This is a genomic window from Novosphingobium sp. Sphag1I, assembly GCF_056279125.1.
In genome coordinates this window covers 17725-35101 of record NZ_JBWBQS010000021.1, presented here as the reverse complement: position 1 = coordinate 35101, position 17377 = coordinate 17725, and the positions used below count along the sequence as shown (strand labels likewise).

The window sequence follows — 17377 nt, the reverse complement described above, 5'->3', positions numbered from 1 at the left end:
AGGTTTCGTGGACAAAGGTTGACAGTGGACTCGTGCCTTGATTCAAGGCTGCCTTTTGGAGGCAGCGTTGGGCGAGCGGATTGGACTGGCGGACGACGAGTGGGCGATCATTGGTGCGCTTCTGCCGTCTGAGTATGGTCGCGGTTGCCGACCGGCGCAGGATAACCGCCTCTATTTCGAAGGCATGATGTGGATTGCGCGGACAGGCTCGCAGTGGCGACACCTTCCTGACGAATATGGCAAGTGGAACAGCGTGTTCCGCCGCTATCGGCGCTGGGTTACGACTGGGGTGTTCGACGCGATGCTGGAAACGCTGGCTGGAATGGTAGAGCGCGACGCCACCGCCGACATGATCGACAGCACCGTGGTCCGGGCACATCATTGTGCCGTCGGCATAAAAAAGGGACTCAGGAAACCGAGGCGCTTGGCCGATCGCGCGGTGGCTTCAGCACCAAACTCCACGCCCGATGCGATGCCAAAGGCCGCCCGCTCGGATTTGTCCTGACACCAGGGCAGACCCACGACATCCGGGGCTTCGGCCCGCTGTTCCGCATGATCGCAGACAAGATCGAGGCGCTGCTGGCCGACAAGGGGTATGACGCCGACGCCATCCGCGAGGAACTGACGAAAGCCGACGTCGAAGCGGTCATCCCAGCCAAGAGCAACCGGCGCGAGCCTATCGCGCACGACCGCGAAAAATACCGCTGGCGCAACCTCGTCGAGCGCCTGTTCAACAAACTCAAGAACTGGCGGCGTATCGCAACACGATACGACAAAACCAAGGAATCTTACCTCGGCTTTGTCAATCTCGTGTCAGTCCTCCAGTGGATACCCTTTGTCCACGAAACCTAAAACCGAACTGCTATTCAGTCATCGCGGTGGACTCCTGTTGCCCTTTGCCAAGGCCAACGGCCCTTAATCTCAACTTCAAGAGAGAAGCTCAGAAATGTCCTTATAAGCACAATGCCCGCAAGAACGGCCAAACTGTTCAGCGTTGGCTGAATAGCTATGGTATTGATTATGTCCGCTGCAACCAGGAATTCGAGACCCAAGAGGATGGCTTCCCCCAGATTTGAGCGGAAACTTCCAACAGAACCTTCATCGGTCAAGCCCTTTGCCGCTGTCAGTAGGAATCTGAGAAGCGAGTAACCCGCACCGACGACAATGATCGCCGTACCCGTGATTTCTATCGCACGCGTGATCCAGTGGATAGCCTCGATGAGAATGCTGTCCATCAAACTACCCCCCCGTTACCACCGGCATTGCCGGGCCATTTAGGTTATAACTTTCCGTCTAGGAACGAGTTTTTCTTCTCAAATCGAGATATAATGCTCATGCAGGGATCAAGGGCATCGGTGCATTACATGCCGGACCCTTCGTCCGGTAATGGCAACAATCCGTTTGGGGCTATGTTCAATTATATCCATGCGCTTCGTTAACGGCCCTGCAATTGATCCCTTCGGCAATGCCAATGAGTAGAATAACGTGTTCCCTCGCAGGACCCATTTGCTGACCTGCCCCCCGAAAGATCCCTCATTCTGATGTAGAGTCTGCCACAGGAAGGAGCAGACGTATGAGGAAGAGCCGTTTCACCGAGGCGCAGATTATCGGGATGATCAAAGAGCAGGAGGCTGGGCTGCCGACTGTGGAGGTTTGCCGCAAGCACGGACTGAGCACGGCGACGTTCTACAAGCTGAAGGCCAAATACGGCGGATTGGAGGTATCCGACGCCCGCCGCCTGCGACAGCTTGAGGACGAGAACGGGAAGCTCAAGCGCCTGTTGGCGGACAGCATGCTCGACAACGCCATCCTGAAGGATCTGTTGGGAAAAGTTTGACGACACCGGGCCAGCGGCGGGACGCGGTGCTGCGGGTGTTGCGGGAATACGAGATCTCGCAACGCCGGGCCTGCGGGCTGATTGGTGTCGATCCCAAAACGGTTCGGCGCGAACGCCCGCCCGACCACAGCGCCATCCGTGACGCCATGAAGGAGGTTGCGGGCAAGCGCCGCCGCTTCGGCTACCGGCGGATCGGGATCATGCTCGAACGCCAGGGGATGATCATGAACCACAAGAAGCTCTACCGGCTCTATCGGGAGGAAGGCTTGTCAGTGCGCCGGCGGCGTGGGCGCAAACGGGCGCGGGGCAGCCGCACGCCGATGCCTGTGCCGCTAGCACCGGGGGCACGCTGGTCGATGGACTTCGTGTCCGACACCTTCGGCGCCTCGCGCAAGTTCAGGATTCTGGCCATCAATGATGACTGTTGCCGTGAAAACCTGTGCCTGATCGCGGACACCAGTATATCCGGGGCACGCGTGGCACGCGAACTCGACACGCTGGTGCGGCTCTACGGCAAACCGGCTTGCATTGTCAGCGATAATGGCACCGAGTTCACCAGTCGGGCCATCCTCGAATGGGCCGCCAGGAACCAGATCGAATGGCATTACATCGATCCCGGCAAGCCCCAGCAGAACGGGTTCATCGAGAGCTTCAACGGATCGCTGCGCGATGAGTTCCTCAATGAGGAACTGTTCGACAGCCTGGCCGATGCCCGCCGGAAGTTGGCCATCTGGCGCTACGATTACAACCATGTCCGGCCCCATTCGTCTTTGGGAAATCGGACGCCTGGCTTTCGTAAATATCCTGAACACTTGCATCGGCATTACCAAGGATCGACTGAAATCCGGCCTCATAGGTATCGCCGTGGCCCATCGCCTTCTCGAAGATAGACGGATTGGAGGTGACGCCAGTTAGGCCGTCCTCGCCGACAAGCTTGCGCAGCCCGCCGTCTGCGAGGAACTTGCGGTCAACGAAATCGAGCCATACTGCCTGGCCCATTCCGCGAAGCTCGTTCAAGCGGCTGGTCATCTGCAGCTCCTCTCGATCAGACGCCCCGAATGGCGCTCTTATTATTGAGAATGACGCATGATATCTCACTAAGCTGAGCGTATTGGCTAAGGCTCTGAGGCTACCCAACGTGATCGGGCTGACGTTCCGGCCGACACAAAGACCCAGGACACTTGGCCCAGCTTCTCAGTTTTATGCACTCCTCGAGGCCAGAAAATTGTAAAGCGGCCCGAAGACGAGCGCGATGTACCAACCCCAGCCAAATGCCTCGCCAAGGCCGAGCAGAAAGGTCTTCCAACTCAGCAACTGGAACCCCGGCAGAAAGATGGCGAGGGCGGAATGCTGCACCGGTAGGCCGGGCAGGAAAAGGTAACCCAAGATGCACAGAATGTAGCTCACCGAAAAGAACAGGCTCAGTGCAAACCCACTGGTGAAAACCGGGATCAAAGCCGGCTGATGGCGATCATGCGGCATGGCGTGGTTCTCCTGATGGCGCGATATTGCCAGGCGCCGCATAGAGCTGCGGGTTGGCTTCGAACTTGTCACGGCATGCCCCCGAGCAGAAATGCCATACCCGGCCTCCGATCGCGGCGGTCTTGGCGCTGGCTGTATCCACAGCCATGCCGCATACCGGATCGACTGCTTGTGCCGTATGATCCTGCATGTCGTTGTCATTCCGGTGATGTCTATGGTGCCCCATAACGTGCGCACCGCAGCCGAAGCGCATCATGAACATGAAGAGCAGGCCCCAGACGAGAAGGTATGCGACAGTTCCCACGATACGCTCCTCTTAATTGCTGCGCTAGCGACCGCTTGGACTGTGATCGCGGTATCCAAGTCTCGGAATGAAACCGGGCACGAGTGCCATGTATTGCCGGTATTGGTCGCCAAATTCGCGGATTGCATCACGCTCTTCATGGCGGGCGAGGCGCACATACATAACGACCAGAACTGGAAACATCGCGAGCGTTAGCAAGGTCGGCCACTGCAGCAGGAAGCCGAACATCACTGCGATGAACCCTGTATATTGGGGGTGCCGCATCCGTGCATAGAGACCGGTAGTGGCCAGTGCATGATGCTGTTGGGCGGAATGCAGAGCCTTCCAGCCAGATGAAATCAGCATAAAACCACCGCCAATGAAGACGAAGCTGGCAATATGGAATGGACCGAAATGCGGATTTACGCGCCACCCGAACATCATTTCGAGAAGGTGTCCGGCGTCATGTGAGAACCAGTCGATCCCTGGAAAGCGCGATTGCAGCCAGCCTGACAAAATATAGATCGTCAGAGGGAATCCGTACATTTCTGCAAATAGCGCTACGAGAAAGGCGCTGAACGCACCAAAACTGCGCCAATCGCGCTTGGTTTCAGGCTTGAAGAAACTGAAAGCAAAGAAAATGAAGATCGCCGCGTTGACGAATGCTAGTCCCCAAAGGCCATAAGCCGGAGTGTCAGAGTGGGTCATTTCCCATCTCCACTGCTACGGTGATGCCCTTTGTGCATGAACAAGTGCATGATCGGGCAAATCAACAATATGGCGTACGGTAGAAAACCAAACAGGTGAGCACGATGCTCGGTCACAAGGTAATATCCACCGACGAGAAAAAACGTCAGGAACGCGAGTTTCTCGAACCACCAACGGCCATTCCGCACTGATTTCGGCGCAGCATTTTTCCTCTTATTGTCATTGCCGCAACAATCCATGGCACGTCCCGCATTTAATAGGAGTGGCCATGGTGGCTCGCTGACCTCAATCCCTCCATCCGTAAACACCACATTTTGACAAGCTTTTGGTCAGGTCCGACCGAGCGGGCTGGCGATAGCCTTGATCCCCTTGAGACCCGAGCCGAAGCGCGCGATGGCATCCCGATGTCGAGCAAGTTCGCCATACGGAAGGTAGGCAATATCCAGATCGCCGATGCGGCTGAATGCAGGGCGCTGGAGCTGCGCTCGCACGTCGCCTTCGCGCGCGTCAGGTGCGACCAGAAACAAGCCTGCCGTAGCGTGAAGGCTGTCGCCACTCAGCGCCAGGTCGAGCATGCGGACGATACCCGAATAGATTGACGTCGTATGCTCGACCTCGAAGGCGGCGGCGACAGACTGATTGGCTTCGTCGATCCATAAGACATCGATCAGACGAATGGCATCTGCTCCTGGACAACTCATCAGGTTCGGGGGCAGTTGGTCCAAGCATCCTTTCGACAAAGGCGCGTTTTGGTAAAGGCGCCCCCGGTCATTGGCGGCAATCCAGACGCTAAACCCCAGGGACTTGCCAAGATCGCGCAGCCAGGCCTGGACCTCTGTATGCGTGCGGTCGCTCTCCTGGTTGGATAGCGATAGCTTGTTCAAGCTTTCGGCTTCGGATCGTGCAGCCTGCAGTCGCGCATTCCAGTCGGTGACGCTGGAGGCATCGGTCGTTTGGGGCGGCACTGGGTAGCGTCCTGAACCGACGTCAAACAGAAACCCGCCGATCGCGCCGAGATCGTTCGAAAGCAGATCGCGATAGCGGTCATTGAATTCGATGACCCCGCTTCGCATTGCGAGGAAGTGCGGCCAGCTCCCAAGCTTCACGTTTGCGTTTGCTACGGCGTTATAACCCTTCACGATTGCTGTATTGAACGGCGGGATGAGCGTTGGGTGCAGAAAATAAAGCAGGTTGGCCACCGCTGGCCCGAGACCCTTGATCTTCCTGCGGTCGATTGCGTGGATGTGGTTGATGATCGCATCAGCGGTGTCGCAACAGGCGCAGTTGGCGAGCAGTTGACCAAATGCTCTCTGGTTCGCGGCGTCTTCGTAGATATCGGGTATGCGTAGTTTGGGCTTCCAGAGGAAAGCGTGATCCGCGCCCCGAAAAATCTGTCGCTGTTCGGCAATCGAGTGAACGACCGTTTCCAGCGAGGAGTTGCGGTAGGTCACGCCAAATGTGCCTTGCTCGATCTCAGATACGACTTGTGCTATGCCGCGGCGGATTGAGCGGAAGTTCTTCAGGCGCTCCTCCCAGAGGAACCAACCCCTGTAAGTCGCACCGGGATCTTCGCGCCACTGCAGGATCAATTGGCGCACCAAGGCATTCGGAACGCAGGATTGATCATTCGTTTCGATTAGTTGGCTCATGGCTGCAGGGATGCGATTGCGCTTTCGAAAGCGCAAGGAGTTTCCCGGTCCCCGCCTTTCATTTGTGACATAATTGCATCAGGCTATCCGGCTCACGCAGCCGAGTTGGTTGACTGACATTTGGATAGGCGCCATTATGAAACGATAAAGATCTGCCCGCAGGAGGAACACCTTGTTCATGATGGGACGGATCTATGGAAAAATACATTCCAATTGCAGCCATGGTCACGATGGCTTTGGGGGCCTGTGCTTCTGTTCCCGCTACCTCGGCTGAGGTGGAAAGCTGCCGGAAGATGGAAAGTGATATGGGTCTCGGGACCCGGCATGACCATCAGGAGATGAAAGGCATGGGGTTGAATCCCATGAACATATCGCATTCTCGGTGCATGGAAATCCTCGGCAAGACGCAATAGATTGCGAGCCCAAAGGATGTAAGCTTATCTAAATATGATAAAGGTCCGCCACCCAACGAGGCGGCGGACCTTGGAAGCATGAGGTGCCAGCGATTACTATCTCGGAGTTATCGCGGTATTCAGCAGCAGCCGCCACCTGATTTCTTGGGAGCAGGCGGCGTCGGCGAGGTCATTGGCATCTGCCCCCCCTGCATCATGTGTCCGCCTTTCATCATATTCCCTCCGGACATCATGTGACCACCGGACATTTTATGTCCGCCCGTCTGGCCCGCCGGACGGTGCTGAGACCCTGCAGAGTGCTTGGGCTTCGGCTTTGCAGGATGTTTGTGAGCGGGCAAATCCTTCATGCCGGGGGGCATTTGATCGGCTAATGCCGGAGCGGTGCCGGAAGCCAGCAACCCTAGGGCGGCAAAAATCATCGTTGTCTTGCGCATACAGCGGTCCTTTCCTTGGCAGCCTTGGTTAGGCCAGCCTCAGGGGCCTTATGTGGCGATCAAGATTGGCATCGATATACGTATATAACGAATGCTTCGGATCTAGCGCGGAATTCCCCGCAGGTCGGGTGGAGCCGGGCAGGGGCTTAGTCGGAAATAGCCGGACTGAGCCCCTGGTCAATGAGGGTTGCCCAGAGAGCCTCGGCGCTATCGGCATACGAAAACAAGTCGCGGTCTTCGCTGTCGATCATGCCGTTCTCGGCGAAAACATCCAAATTGATGGCGCTTTGCCAATAAGCTCGATCAAACAAGATGATAGGGACCTTAGGAGCCTTGCCGGTCTGCCGCAATGTCAGAATTTCGAACATCTCGTCCATGGTTCCAAATCCACCTGGGAAGACCACCAGCGCACTGGCGCGCATGGCCAGATGCATCTTGCGGATCGCGAAATAGTGAAAACGGAATGTGAGTTCGGGCGTCGTGTAAGGATTTGGGACCTGTTCGTGAGGGAGCGTGATATTGAAGCCGATAGAAGGCGCGCAGACGTCATGGGCGCCGCGGTTGGCCGCCTCCATGATCCCTGGTCCTCCTCCTGTGGCGATCACGTTCATGCGTTTGCCACCATTGCGGGTCAGCGCGCCCCCCTTCTTGGAGGCGAGCCGGCCGAACTTGCGGGCTTCGTCATACCAGGCGCCCCTCCTGCCTGTCTGCGCCTCTCGAACGCGAGCACTTCCAAATACGACAATGGTTGAAAGGACGCCCCATTCGCGCAACGCTTCCTCCACCTTCTCGTATTCGAGCATGAAGCGAACTCCGCGCATTGAGTCCCCAAGAATGAAGTCCTGATCCAAGGCGGCGAGCCTGTAAGATGGCAAATCCGCTGCGTGGTGGCTGGGGAAGCAATGCTCACAGGGATGTGGCGTTAGAGCGCTGCAGAATGGGGTATCATCTGGAGTCACATTCTTGTCCCGTTCAAAGCATGTATCTTGTGGTCATCGGTTTTTTCAGGCTGCGTTCGCGAGACTGTCTCAGTGCTGGCGCGACGAATGCCGCGCCATATGTAAACATCACATGTTCCCGGCTGTGTCCGTCTGCGATCATTACGTATGGTCGCAGCCCAATGGGCTAGCCAATCCATGCAGAAATCCACAAGCGCGGGAGCGATGTCCATGCACGGGCACAAGAATCGACACCAGAAGGACAAAACTCGGGGGCATTTCGTGCCAAGCGGGCCCCTCAAGCCACGTTTGAGGTGGAGCCAAGACCTGCTGGCGGAGGATTGGCGATCGGGTTCTTCGGGGCGAGCGGCACCGTCACCGGATCGCGCTATCTCCTCGAGGATGACAGCACGCGCTTGTTGGTGGATAGTGGACTGTTCCAGGGCGGTCGCGATTTACGCAACCTCAACTGGGCTCCCCCTCCGCCAGAAATTGCAGGGGTAGAGACGATCCTGCTGACGCACGCGCATCTCGATCATTCCGGTGCCATTCCGCGTTTGGTCCGTGATGGTTGGAGGGGCCGGGTTCTCACCACCCGGGCAACAGCCGAGCTTTGTGAACTACTTCTACCGGACAGCGGCCACCTGCAGGAAAAGGATGCCCAGTTCGCAAACCGTCGAGGCTCTTCGCGGCACCAACCTGCGCTGCCACTTTATACCCAGAACGATGCGTTGAACGCGCTGGAGCACTTTCAGGGCGTCAGATTCGATGAGTCCATCGAAGTTGCCCCGGGAGTTTCGGCCCGCTTCCACCGCGCCGGGCATATTCTCGGAGCAGCTTCGATCGAGATCGACTGGAAAGGAACCAAGGTCGTCTTTTCGGGCGACCTTGGGCGTTATGACGACGCTGTGATGTTCGATCCCGCTCCTCCGCCGCTGGCTGACTTTCTGGTCGTCGAATCTACCTATGGCGATCGGGAGCACGACGCTGTTTCACCTGAAGAAGCCTTGGGTGAGTGTATTGAGCGATGCGTTGCCCGGGGGGGTACGGTCGTAATCCCGGCCTTCGCGGTGGGGAGGGCCCAATCGCTCCTTTACTACCTGTCTCTCTTGAAGAAGGCCGGTCGTCTTCAGGGCGTGCCTGTCTACCTCGACAGCCCCATGGCAATCGACGCCAGCGGCATCATGTGCGCAAACTCGGGGGATCATCGCCTGTCGCATGATGAATGCAAAGCCGCGTGCGCCGTAGCGCACTATGTACGCGATGCCGACGAGTCGAAGGCGCTGACGGCGGATAGCAATCCCAAGGTCATCATTTCGGCAAGTGGCATGGCGACCGGCGGGCGTGTCCTTCACCACCTCGCACAGTTTGCCCCGGATCCGAAGAACCTGCTGCTTTTTGCAGGCTTCCAGGCAGCCGGTACCCGAGGTGCGGCGCTTGTCGCCGGGGCGACCTCGGTAAAGATTTACGGCGAGATCGTGCCGGTTTTTGCCGAAGTAACCAATCTTTCGATGCTGTCGGCCCATGCTGATTGCAACGAGATCTTGCGTTGGCTTTCTGGCATGCCGCAAGCACCGAAAATGACGTTCGTCACGCACGGAGAGGCGAGTGCCTCTGCCAGTCTGGCCGAACGGATTCGGCACGAGCTAGATTGGACATGTACCACGCCTGCTCTCGGAAGCTGGGGCGATCTCACCTCCCGCGCGCATGGCTCATGAAAATGTGACCATTACGTATGTTGAGCTTGGAGCTTGGTCCTTACTCCGGACTTTGAAGAACGGCTCTTCCCCATAAGGCCTGGGGGCGGCCTTAAATAATTCACGAAGGAGTCGAAAATGATCAAGAAGTCTCTCATGGTTGCGATTGCAGGCATATCGATGCTTGGAGCTGCCCCGGTCCTCGCTCAAGGTATCGGCCACACGTGGTTCATGCGCGGTACTGTTGTCGCCGTCGACAAGACCGGCACTGTCGTCTGCATCGGCAAGGCCGATGGCGCAGAAGTTGGCCAGACCCTGAATGTGGTCCGTGCCGTCTATCACCCGGGTCCGAACAAGGGCACAGGCGCTCCTAGCTACCATCGCCAAGATGTCGGTCATGTTCGCATCGACCATGTTTTTGATGACCATTTCGCCCATGTCACTGTCGTGGACGGAATGCCTGCGAAGAACGACATCGTCGAACTGGCTCGCAGCCACTGATCCCTCGTGGTCATGACCGACGCCTGAACGTGCTGCTGTTGGGTTCTCTGCACGGAGGGGCCAGCAGCAACCGGCGCTGGTGACAAGAACTGGAGGATTGCGTGGCCAAGGCTCACGTGATGATGGCATTTGAGGTGCCCCTCTTCGCAGCCAGCGTACCAGCAAGCGCTCAAGGCATTGGCCATACCTGGCTCATGCGAGGTTCGATCATCGGAATTGACTATCGCGGGCCCATTGTTTGCATTGGCCGCGTTGACGGTGCTGAAATCGGACAAGTGTTTAAGATCTATCGCCCCGCACCGGTCTACCTTCGCAGGCGTCACGCCGGGCAATATCGCCAGAAGACTGTAGGTCACGTATCAATCGATCAGATAATAGATGACCATTATGCTCATGTATCGGTAGTTGATGGTGAAATAAACATGATCGATATTATAGATTTATAACGACACCATTGATCGGTCAGTGAACGCACAGCGTTGCTTGTAGACAACACGCCCAAAAAAGGCGGCGATCGGCAAGAGTGAACATCATTGGCTGCAGGTACAAATGAAAGATAAGCTTGGGCCTGCGGATTGGAGACGGATGCTATGGCCAATTTCAAGATTGGCGAACTCGCTGCTGCAGCGGAGGTGGGTCGCGACACGATCCGCTACTATGAAAGGCTTGGCCTTCTCCAGGCATCCGCGCGAAGTCAGGCAGGATACCGCTTGTACAATGACGATGAGCTCGCCCGTCTGAAATTCATTCGGTCGGTGCAGGATCTCGGTTTTACGCTCGAGCAGACGCGAGACCTGCTCGAAGCATCCGCAGCTGCTCCGTCGCGCGTCGAAGATTTGCTGGCTGTAACCCGCGGAAAACTGATCGCCGCAGAGAGCAACATCGGCCGCTTAAGGCAAGTTGAGCAGTTGCTTGCCGATCAATCAAGCGCCTCTCAAGCTTCCTGTTCGCAACCCCTCTGGATGAGGCTGAGAACCGAGAAGAGTTCTGCCGAGCACTTGAACAGTGATTTGGCAGAATGCCCAGTGGACCAACTCGTGTGAAAGGATCGATCATGACCAATTGGAATCGTAAGGCTCGGTGGATGACCGGCAGTCTGGTAGTGGCAGGCACCCTTGTGCTTGCCGGCTGTAACGGCAAGGATAAGGGGGCCACGCCGACCCCAACGTCCAGCGCGGCAACAAATGCCACAGATAGCCAGACATCATCTGTGCGTGATGACGCCACAGCTGCAAGCGCCACAGCAGCTGCGGAAGATATGCACAATCGCATGGAAACAGATCAGCGGCAGAGGATGGATCACGACAACATGCGGATGGGGCCAGGCATGAACCATCCTGCTTCACCAGCCCCCAGCACCCCGCCGGCAGATCCTGCCGCGGGCATGCAGGGCGGGGGAATGAAAGATATGTGATCAGGATGGGCGGAGGAGAGCCCACGGTGTCACCTTGACTGGCCGCGAGCCGACGCTGTCGGCTCGCGGTCGGCTGGGACGATAGTGTCCTGGCATGCCACAGTCTCGCGGGCTTCAAATTTTTCTGCAAGTAGCTTGGGTTCCAATTAAGGCATTACAGGAGAATAAATCCAGTGTCTGGATGAGTGAATTTTACCTTGATCCGGAGAAAATGTATGTTGGAAAGACGCAAACTACTGGGAGGGGGAGCTGTTCTGCTAGTGGCAGGTGTTACTGGTCAGGCCAGTGGCAAGAATGATGGCGAACGCGGCATGCCTATGCCAATGCCGATGAAGGATTGCATCGATCTGTGCTGGGCGTCGCATGTGATGTGCCTGGAGACAGCCGCTGGCCTTACCGTGATGGGGGCCAGCGCCACTGCATTGCAACTCGCTGCGATGTTGAGCGATTGTGCGGAGATCTGCCAAACTACGGCAAACTCCATGATCAGACGTTCGCCCTTGCATGCGGTGCTCTGTCAGGCTTGTGCCGAGGTTTGCGAGAGGTGTGCCCGCGCCTGTGGCCAACAAGGTAGCAACCCCTCTCTGGCACGTTGTGTGGAGAGTTGTCGGAGCTGTTCGGAAAGCTGCAGGCACATGGCGACGATGGGATAATAGGATCTAGCTTCGCACATTACGTATACCGATACGGATGCCAGCATTGCATCAACGTGGTCTCAATTTGGTGTTCACGAAGTAACGCAGCAATAGCTGGAGATCGGAATATGCGTTGGTCAGCAATTTATCTTGCTCTTTTGGGGCTGGCTGTGGCCGGATCCGGCTACGTGTTGGCCGATGAACTTCCTCCCGGCATGAAAGTGGTGCAGGCGCCAAAGCCCAAGGCTACACCGACTCCGTCAGCTCCAAGTAAGGAGCACATGCAGGGCATGGATCATGGCGCGCAGCAGATGCATGATCGGATGATGCATGATCATCAAATGGGCATGCAGAACATGCAGCAATCTTCTGGAGGCGGAATGGCACCCGATGCTGCACAAAGCCAGACACCGATGCCCATGCCATCGGGAAAAGCTTGTTGCCCACCCAAAAGCATGAAGTCGGCGGATAAGCCTATGCCAATGAGCGACATGTAGAGTTCGGCTCACGGAAATGTCCGGGGCTGGGCGGCCCGCCGCGCGCCCCTGCGGCGGGCCCTTCATGCATCGCCGCACCATGTCACCAGATAGCCAAATGAGAGAAATGCCATGATGCGGAAGGTTCTTGCGACAGTTTCAATGGCTGCAGTAGTCGTTGCAGTATCGCCAGCATATGCGCTTGGCATCGGCCATAGCTTCTTCATGCGTGGTGAGGTCGTCCGTGTCGATTCTGGCGGAGCTGTGGTCTGCCTCGGAAGGCTTGATGGAGCGCATCAGGGCCAAGTTTTGGAGGTATATCGGCAGGCGCACCGATATCGCAAATTGGTCGGACATGTGGAAGTCGATCAGATATTCGACGAGCATTTTGCCCATGTTCATATAGTAGAAGGCGATCTTAAGAAAAGCTATTGGTTTATTCTTCCGCGACATCACAATAGTACTACGGACAAGTCTCCTAAAAGTCAGTAGTTCGCAAACCCAACGTCAATTATATAAGGATCTCCTTCTCGTGAATATGCCATTCGTTATGCCTGCAATTGGACGTCGACGGTTTGTTCAAGGCCTCCTTGTTGGAGGGGTGGCCTCCAGTCTTGCGTTGCCCGCCTGGGCCTCCGGATCAGACGGCGGCGCCGCGCTTTCGGGTACGGAATTCGATCTCGAGATTGCAGGTTTGCCCGTAAATTATACGGGCAAACGTCGTATTGCGACGGCAGTGAATGGCCGCGTTCCCGCGCCGACGTTGCGCTTCCGAGAGGGCGATACCGTGACGCTGCGAGTCCACAACAAGCTGGACGAAATGACAAGCGTGCACTGGCATGGCCTGATCGTACCGGCCGAGATGGACGGAGTACCGGGCATCAGCTTTGGCGGGATCGCACCGGGTGAAACCTTCACGTACCGCTTCCCCATCCGTCAGTCTGGCACGTTCTGGTACCATGCACATACACTCGCGGAGCAGACTGGGCTTTTTGGGGCCATCGTGATCGAGCCACGGGAAAGACAGGTCAGGCGTCCAGACCGAGACTATGTCGTGATGCTGAGCGACTGGACCGATGAGCCGCCCTTGCAGGTGTTCCTCAATCTCAAGAAGCAGAGCAATTACTATAATTTCGGACAGCCCACTGTCGGCGACTTCGTCAAGGATGCCGGGGAAATCGGACTCGCGGCGGCCATCAAGAAGCGGCAGATGTGGAATGCGTCGCGGATGAACCCGACTGACTACAGCGACGTTTCGGCCGCTACCTATACCTATCTTCTGAACGGAACGACGGCGGCGGGCAATTGGACTGGGGTGGCCAGCCCCGGTGAGCGGGTTCGCTTACGCTTTGTCGGTGCCGGCACCGCAACGTTCTTCGACGTTCGCATTCCCGGATTGCCCCTGACGATCGTTGCAACGGACGGCCAGAAGGTGGAGCCGGTCACAGTCGACGAATTCCGGATCGCGCCGGGCGAGACCTATGATGTCGAATTTACCATGCCCGATGCCAAGCCTTACACGATCTTCGCGCAATCGATGGACCGGACAGGTTTTGCGCGGGGCACGATCGCGCCCTCACCGGGCATGACCGGCCCGATTCCTGCCCTAGATCAGCGTCCTTGGTTGGAACCTATCGATATGATGGGCGCGATGGCGGCAATGGCAGGCGGACACACTGGTCACGGCATGATGGAGATGCCGCCGCCGGCGAGGCATGCGCGCACCGAGTATGGCGCCAACAATGACATGCGGGTGGATAATCCGCGCACCAACCTCGACGATCCCGGCGCTGGATTGCGCGGTCGTCCATGGCGCGTGCTCACTTATGCCGACCTCAAGAGCCCGAATGGAGACCCTGATCCCCGCGAGCCTGGGCGTGATATCGAACTGCACCTGACGGGTAACATGGAGCGGTTCATTTGGTCGCTTGATGGGATCAAGCTCAACGATTCCAAGCCATTGCATTTCCGGCCAAACGAGCGCCTGCGGGTCACCTTCGTGAACGACACGATGATGTCCCACCCCATGCATCTTCACGGGATGTGGAGTGACCTGGAGGACGCGGCAGGCATGTTCCAGGTGCGCAAGCACACGATCGTTGTGCAGCCTGCGCAGCGCCTGAGCTTTCGCGTAACCGCAGACGCCATGGGCCGATGGGCATTCCATTGCCATCTGCTTTACCACATGGCTGCCGGCATGTTCCGCGAGGTTGTCGTCGCATGAGCACCACAACGAACATTGTTGTTCTTGCCGCTATCGCAAGCCTCGCCGCAGCCTTTCCCGCGGCCGCACAGGAAGCTCCTCCTGCGCCGAAGGAAGATCATTCCGGCATGGATATGTCGGGCGACATGCAGGGCATGGATATGCCCGCTGCTCCCACGAAAATGGAGATGGGCGGGATGCAGGGCGGCAAGGCCCCTGCGGACGCGCGAAACTCCGACGATTATTCTGACGGCTACCGCAATTCGACTTTGCCCAACTACGAAATGGCCGATCAGATCTCGATCCCGAAAGTTCTCGTAGACGAACTGGAGTTTGCCAGCGGCAACGAAGGTCAGGGTATCGGTTGGTCGGTCCTGGTGATCAACGGAACCGACAGCAACAAATTATGGCTCAGGTCTCAGGGCTTGAAAAACAGCAAGGAAGAACGGCTTGATCCCGAATCGGGCGCCGAAGCCCTCTGGTGGCATTCGACCGGGCCTTATTGGGGAACGTTGGTCGGTGTGCGCCAGGATATCGGCAAGGGAGCGACTACCTGGCTTGCTGCCGGCGTAGAGGGTTTGGCCCCTTATTGGTTCGATGTGCAGTTGACGGGCTATGTAGGCTCGGACGGGCGCTTGGCGGCTCGTGCCAAGTTGTCTTATGAAGCGCTGCTGACCAATCGTTTGATCCTGACCCCTCAGGTCGAGGCCAATGTCTATAGCAAGCAATCTCGAGATCGCGAGTTGGGCAGCGGGTTCAGCAACGTCGAATTGAGCGCGCGTATGCGCTACGAGGTTTCGCGAAAGTTCGCACCGTACATCGGCTATGTCTGGGAACGAGCGCTCGGGGGCACTGCTGATTTCAGGCGGTCGCGTGGAGAAGGACCAGGCGAGCACCGGTTTGTAGCTGGTCTGCGGTTGTGGTGGTAAGGGGAGGTCCCAAGCTCTCTGCACATACTGGAACCCGTCTGAACACTGACAGTCCGCCCCGCCGATCCGTGAAAGTAGCCGTGGCTCCTGCAATGCTAGCAATAGGTGCGGCAGCTGCGGCAAACACAGCATTTCTCCCCTGGCTCCCTGACCTTGTTGACCAGGAGCTTGGTGGCAGGGGCGCGATCAATCATGCGATGCACGTGGCGGTTCTTAGCGCCATTTTTCCGCTGGGCGGCATGATCGCGGCCCCTTTCGCCGGGGCACTTGCCGACCGCTACCGATTCCAATTGTTTCTGTTCTTTGCAGTCTTGGCGCTGGCGGCATCCACGGCGCTCACCGGTGCTACGTCACTTGTTGTGTTATATGGTCTGCGTGCCGTCGCGGGATTGGCTTTTGGCGCGATTGTTCCGCTCTGCCTTCTGGTCGGCCATCAAGTCGCCTGCGATCCGCATGAGAAGGCGGGCCTTTTTACGATGCTGACAGCCTCCTTGTTCCTTGGAGACTTTGCGGGTCCCCTCCTTGCCGAGGGATCGGCACGGATATTACCCGACATGCCGCTCCTGGCTTTCGGTATCGGCATAGGCTTAGTGGGCTCTTTGGTGATGGTTGGATCGTCCGAGAGCCACTATTGTAGAGTGCCCCACGACGACCTGCCAACAAATGACAATTCGACGTTGCTCGTGTTACTGTTGCTGGGTCTTACAATCACCGGAACGGGCGGCCTCGCAGCCATTCATCTCAGCCTCGTTCTGCATCGCCCCGATGCGCTGTTCCAGCGTGAGCATATCGCATGGATGCTCAGTCTTTGCGGTCTGGCCATGTTGGGTGCCCAAGGCTTTCATGCCCGGTTCAACTGGCTTGTAGATCGGCCTGTCGGCCTCGCGGCGGTGATGTTGATCGTGCAAGGCATCGCGCTTTGGCAATTCTCCGCTGCGCGCACTGGCCCTGCCATTGCGGCCACAATTTTTGCCGCGGGGTGGAGTGCAGCGACTTTGCGACTGATTGCCAGCTTCTGGATCAGCACGTCTAGGAGCCGTTCGGGCTTCAGACTTGGCCTTCAGCACGGCTTTGCAAGTATCAGCCAGGTCGGCGTGCCAATCGCGACGGCATTCCTACGCAGCGAATGGCACAAAACTGTCCTCTGGAGCATTATCGCCGTTTGTACGGTCTTGCTCTTTGCGCTGCCCCTCATCTGGCGCAAGGATACTTCACCCGGGTAAGTCCGGGGCGCATTCAGCAATCGCAATCAGGTGCGCAGCTGCCGCCTTGATGCGCACAATCGCCAGCCTGACGACATTCGCAGAAGCGTTGCAGCGCGTCGAGGATGGGCCGCCTGATAAAGGGTTTCGCGACAACTTCTGCATATCCGCAAGCCTTGGCGCGCCGCGTCAGGTCATCGCTGCAATAGGCCGTAATCAAGATGGCGTCCCCGCGCCAGCCGGTTTTCCGGAGCGCTTGGAGTAAGCTGATGCCGTCGATATCAGGCATATTGTAGTCGGCGATGATGCAATCGGCCGAGCGCGCCTCGTGATCTGCCAGTAAGGCAGACGCGGTTGTGTAGCAGTGCGCGTCGTAGCCCTTCGCGTGCAGCAAAAGTTGCAGCGATCGGCGAATGCTAGCCTCATCGTCGGTGACGAGAACCTTGAGTCGCTTTACGTCGAGGTTGATGAGTCCGTCGGACATGGGTTCCGAGATTGTGAAAATCGATTCCAGCGACAGTCGCAGAGTGCGCGAAAGCAGTCCGTACGTAGATATCGCAGCCGCGGCTCGAATCC

The 17377-nt window shown here is 57.4% G+C and carries 22 protein-coding genes and 2 pseudogenes; 13 read left to right on the top strand and 11 right to left on the bottom strand.

Going from position 1 to position 17377, the window contains the following annotated elements:
• Positions 1–37 precede the first annotated feature (37 nt).
• Positions 38–852, top strand: a pseudogene (locus tag ACZ9HU_RS19570) (IS5 family transposase).
• A 14-nt stretch (positions 853–866) separates the two neighbouring features.
• Here the strand turns inward: ACZ9HU_RS19570 and ACZ9HU_RS19565 are convergent.
• Positions 867–1235 (bottom strand): DUF1622 domain-containing protein, encoded by a 369-nt coding sequence (locus ACZ9HU_RS19565; RefSeq protein WP_072384129.1) that lies wholly within the window; start codon positions 1233–1235, stop codon positions 867–869.
• Positions 1236–1573: 338 nt separating this feature from the next.
• On the opposite strand from ACZ9HU_RS19565, the gene ACZ9HU_RS19560 reads away from it, so the two are divergent.
• Positions 1574–2727 (top strand): IS3 family transposase gene (locus ACZ9HU_RS19560; protein WP_476107468.1). Its coding sequence is split into 2 segments (ribosomal slippage): positions 1574–1826 and positions 1826–2727, totalling 1155 coding nucleotides; the frame shifts between segments, so codons are not numbered across the junction.
• Here the strand turns inward: ACZ9HU_RS19560 and ACZ9HU_RS19555 are convergent.
• The 6 genes and pseudogenes from ACZ9HU_RS19555 to ACZ9HU_RS19530 form a co-directional block, all read right to left on the bottom strand.
• Positions 2687–2836, bottom strand: a pseudogene (locus ACZ9HU_RS19555) (transaldolase family protein); the annotation flags it as partial. The gene ACZ9HU_RS19560 and the pseudogene ACZ9HU_RS19555 overlap by 41 nt on opposite strands.
• Before the next feature lie 201 nt (positions 2837–3037).
• The gene (locus ACZ9HU_RS19550; protein ID WP_138012911.1) at positions 3038–3319 is read right to left on the bottom strand and encodes a DUF5676 family membrane protein; all 282 of its coding nucleotides are present in this window, start codon (positions 3317–3319) and stop codon (positions 3038–3040) included.
• Positions 3309–3623 carry a YHS domain-containing protein gene (locus ACZ9HU_RS19545; protein WP_138012912.1) on the bottom strand — a complete coding sequence of 105 codons (315 nt, stop codon included), beginning with the start codon at positions 3621–3623 and terminating at the stop codon, positions 3309–3311. Before ACZ9HU_RS19545 ends, ACZ9HU_RS19550 begins: the two co-directional genes overlap by 11 nt.
• A gap of 24 nt (positions 3624–3647) precedes the next feature.
• Complete coding sequence (locus ACZ9HU_RS19540) at positions 3648–4310, bottom strand: methyltransferase family protein (protein WP_138012913.1); 663 nt, start codon at positions 4308–4310, stop codon at positions 3648–3650.
• Entirely contained in the window at positions 4307–4549 is a 243-nt protein-coding gene (locus ACZ9HU_RS19535) for a DUF2933 domain-containing protein (RefSeq protein ID WP_124811417.1), read from the bottom strand. The genes ACZ9HU_RS19540 and ACZ9HU_RS19535 overlap by 4 nt, the downstream gene beginning before the upstream one ends.
• 90 nt (positions 4550–4639) lie before the next feature.
• Positions 4640–5959: a type II restriction endonuclease gene (locus ACZ9HU_RS19530; RefSeq protein ID WP_084280823.1), complete on the bottom strand. Its 1320-nt coding sequence runs from the start codon at positions 5957–5959 to the stop codon at positions 4640–4642.
• 194 nt (positions 5960–6153) lie between these two features.
• Between ACZ9HU_RS19530 and ACZ9HU_RS19525 the strand changes: the two genes are divergently transcribed.
• A complete protein-coding gene (locus ACZ9HU_RS19525; RefSeq protein WP_292923840.1) occupies positions 6154–6372 on the top strand; it encodes a hypothetical protein in 219 nt (72 codons plus the stop codon).
• 119 nt (positions 6373–6491) lie between these two features.
• On the opposite strand, the gene ACZ9HU_RS19520 is transcribed toward ACZ9HU_RS19525, so the two are convergent.
• Together ACZ9HU_RS19520 and ACZ9HU_RS19515 are read right to left on the bottom strand one after the other, a co-directional pair.
• Entirely contained in the window at positions 6492–6806 is a 315-nt protein-coding gene (locus tag ACZ9HU_RS19520; protein ID WP_292694203.1) for a hypothetical protein, read from the bottom strand.
• Positions 6807–6952: 146 nt separating this feature from the next.
• The gene (locus tag ACZ9HU_RS19515; protein ID WP_292694200.1) at positions 6953–7609 is read right to left on the bottom strand and encodes an LOG family protein; all 657 of its coding nucleotides are present in this window, start codon (positions 7607–7609) and stop codon (positions 6953–6955) included.
• Between the two features lie 476 nt (positions 7610–8085).
• Between ACZ9HU_RS19515 and ACZ9HU_RS19510 the strand changes: the two genes are divergently transcribed.
• The 7 genes from ACZ9HU_RS19510 to ACZ9HU_RS19480 all read left to right on the top strand — a co-directional run bounded on the left by ACZ9HU_RS19510 (position 8086) and on the right by ACZ9HU_RS19480 (position 12488).
• Positions 8086–9462, top strand: a complete 1377-nt coding sequence (locus tag ACZ9HU_RS19510) for an MBL fold metallo-hydrolase RNA specificity domain-containing protein (protein WP_476107461.1) — start codon at positions 8086–8088, stop codon at positions 9460–9462.
• Positions 9463–9579: 117 nt separating this feature from the next.
• Positions 9580–9942: a hypothetical protein gene (locus ACZ9HU_RS19505; protein ID WP_476107458.1), complete on the top strand. Its 363-nt coding sequence runs from the start codon at positions 9580–9582 to the stop codon at positions 9940–9942.
• 101 nt (positions 9943–10043) lie between these two features.
• Positions 10044–10388 (top strand): hypothetical protein, encoded by a 345-nt coding sequence (locus ACZ9HU_RS19500; RefSeq protein WP_292694195.1) that lies wholly within the window; start codon positions 10044–10046, stop codon positions 10386–10388.
• 144 nt (positions 10389–10532) lie between these two features.
• Positions 10533–10985 (top strand): MerR family transcriptional regulator, encoded by a 453-nt coding sequence (locus ACZ9HU_RS19495; RefSeq protein ID WP_124811420.1) that lies wholly within the window; start codon positions 10533–10535, stop codon positions 10983–10985.
• A gap of 11 nt (positions 10986–10996) precedes the next feature.
• Positions 10997–11356: a hypothetical protein gene (locus tag ACZ9HU_RS19490; protein ID WP_476107455.1), complete on the top strand. Its 360-nt coding sequence runs from the start codon at positions 10997–10999 to the stop codon at positions 11354–11356.
• A gap of 215 nt (positions 11357–11571) precedes the next feature.
• On the top strand, positions 11572–12009 hold the full coding sequence (locus ACZ9HU_RS19485) for a four-helix bundle copper-binding protein (RefSeq protein WP_124811422.1): 438 nt from the start codon (positions 11572–11574) through the stop codon (positions 12007–12009).
• 110 nt (positions 12010–12119) lie between these two features.
• Positions 12120–12488 (top strand): hypothetical protein, encoded by a 369-nt coding sequence (locus ACZ9HU_RS19480; protein ID WP_476107453.1) that lies wholly within the window; start codon positions 12120–12122, stop codon positions 12486–12488.
• Positions 12489–12626: 138 nt separating this feature from the next.
• On the opposite strand, the gene ACZ9HU_RS19475 is transcribed toward ACZ9HU_RS19480, so the two are convergent.
• Complete coding sequence (locus tag ACZ9HU_RS19475; protein ID WP_476107451.1) at positions 12627–12920, bottom strand: hypothetical protein; 294 nt, start codon at positions 12918–12920, stop codon at positions 12627–12629.
• A gap of 85 nt (positions 12921–13005) precedes the next feature.
• Between ACZ9HU_RS19475 and ACZ9HU_RS19470 the strand changes: the two genes are divergently transcribed.
• The 3 genes from ACZ9HU_RS19470 to ACZ9HU_RS19460 all read left to right on the top strand — a co-directional run bounded on the left by ACZ9HU_RS19470 (position 13006) and on the right by ACZ9HU_RS19460 (position 16822).
• Positions 13006–14691: a copper resistance system multicopper oxidase gene (locus ACZ9HU_RS19470; RefSeq protein ID WP_476107517.1), complete on the top strand. Its 1686-nt coding sequence runs from the start codon at positions 13006–13008 to the stop codon at positions 14689–14691.
• Positions 14692–14798: 107 nt separating this feature from the next.
• Positions 14799–15599 (top strand): copper resistance protein B, encoded by an 801-nt coding sequence (locus ACZ9HU_RS19465; RefSeq protein ID WP_476107514.1) that lies wholly within the window; start codon positions 14799–14801, stop codon positions 15597–15599.
• Positions 15600–15796: 197 nt separating this feature from the next.
• The gene (locus ACZ9HU_RS19460) at positions 15797–16822 is read left to right on the top strand and encodes an MFS transporter (protein WP_476107449.1); all 1026 of its coding nucleotides are present in this window, start codon (positions 15797–15799) and stop codon (positions 16820–16822) included.
• A 13-nt stretch (positions 16823–16835) separates the two neighbouring features.
• Here ACZ9HU_RS19460 and ACZ9HU_RS19455 read toward each other — a convergent pair whose 3' ends face one another.
• On the bottom strand, positions 16836–17285 hold the full coding sequence (locus tag ACZ9HU_RS19455) for a response regulator (RefSeq protein WP_476107447.1): 450 nt from the start codon (positions 17283–17285) through the stop codon (positions 16836–16838).
• Between the last annotated feature and the right edge of the window lie 92 nt (positions 17286–17377).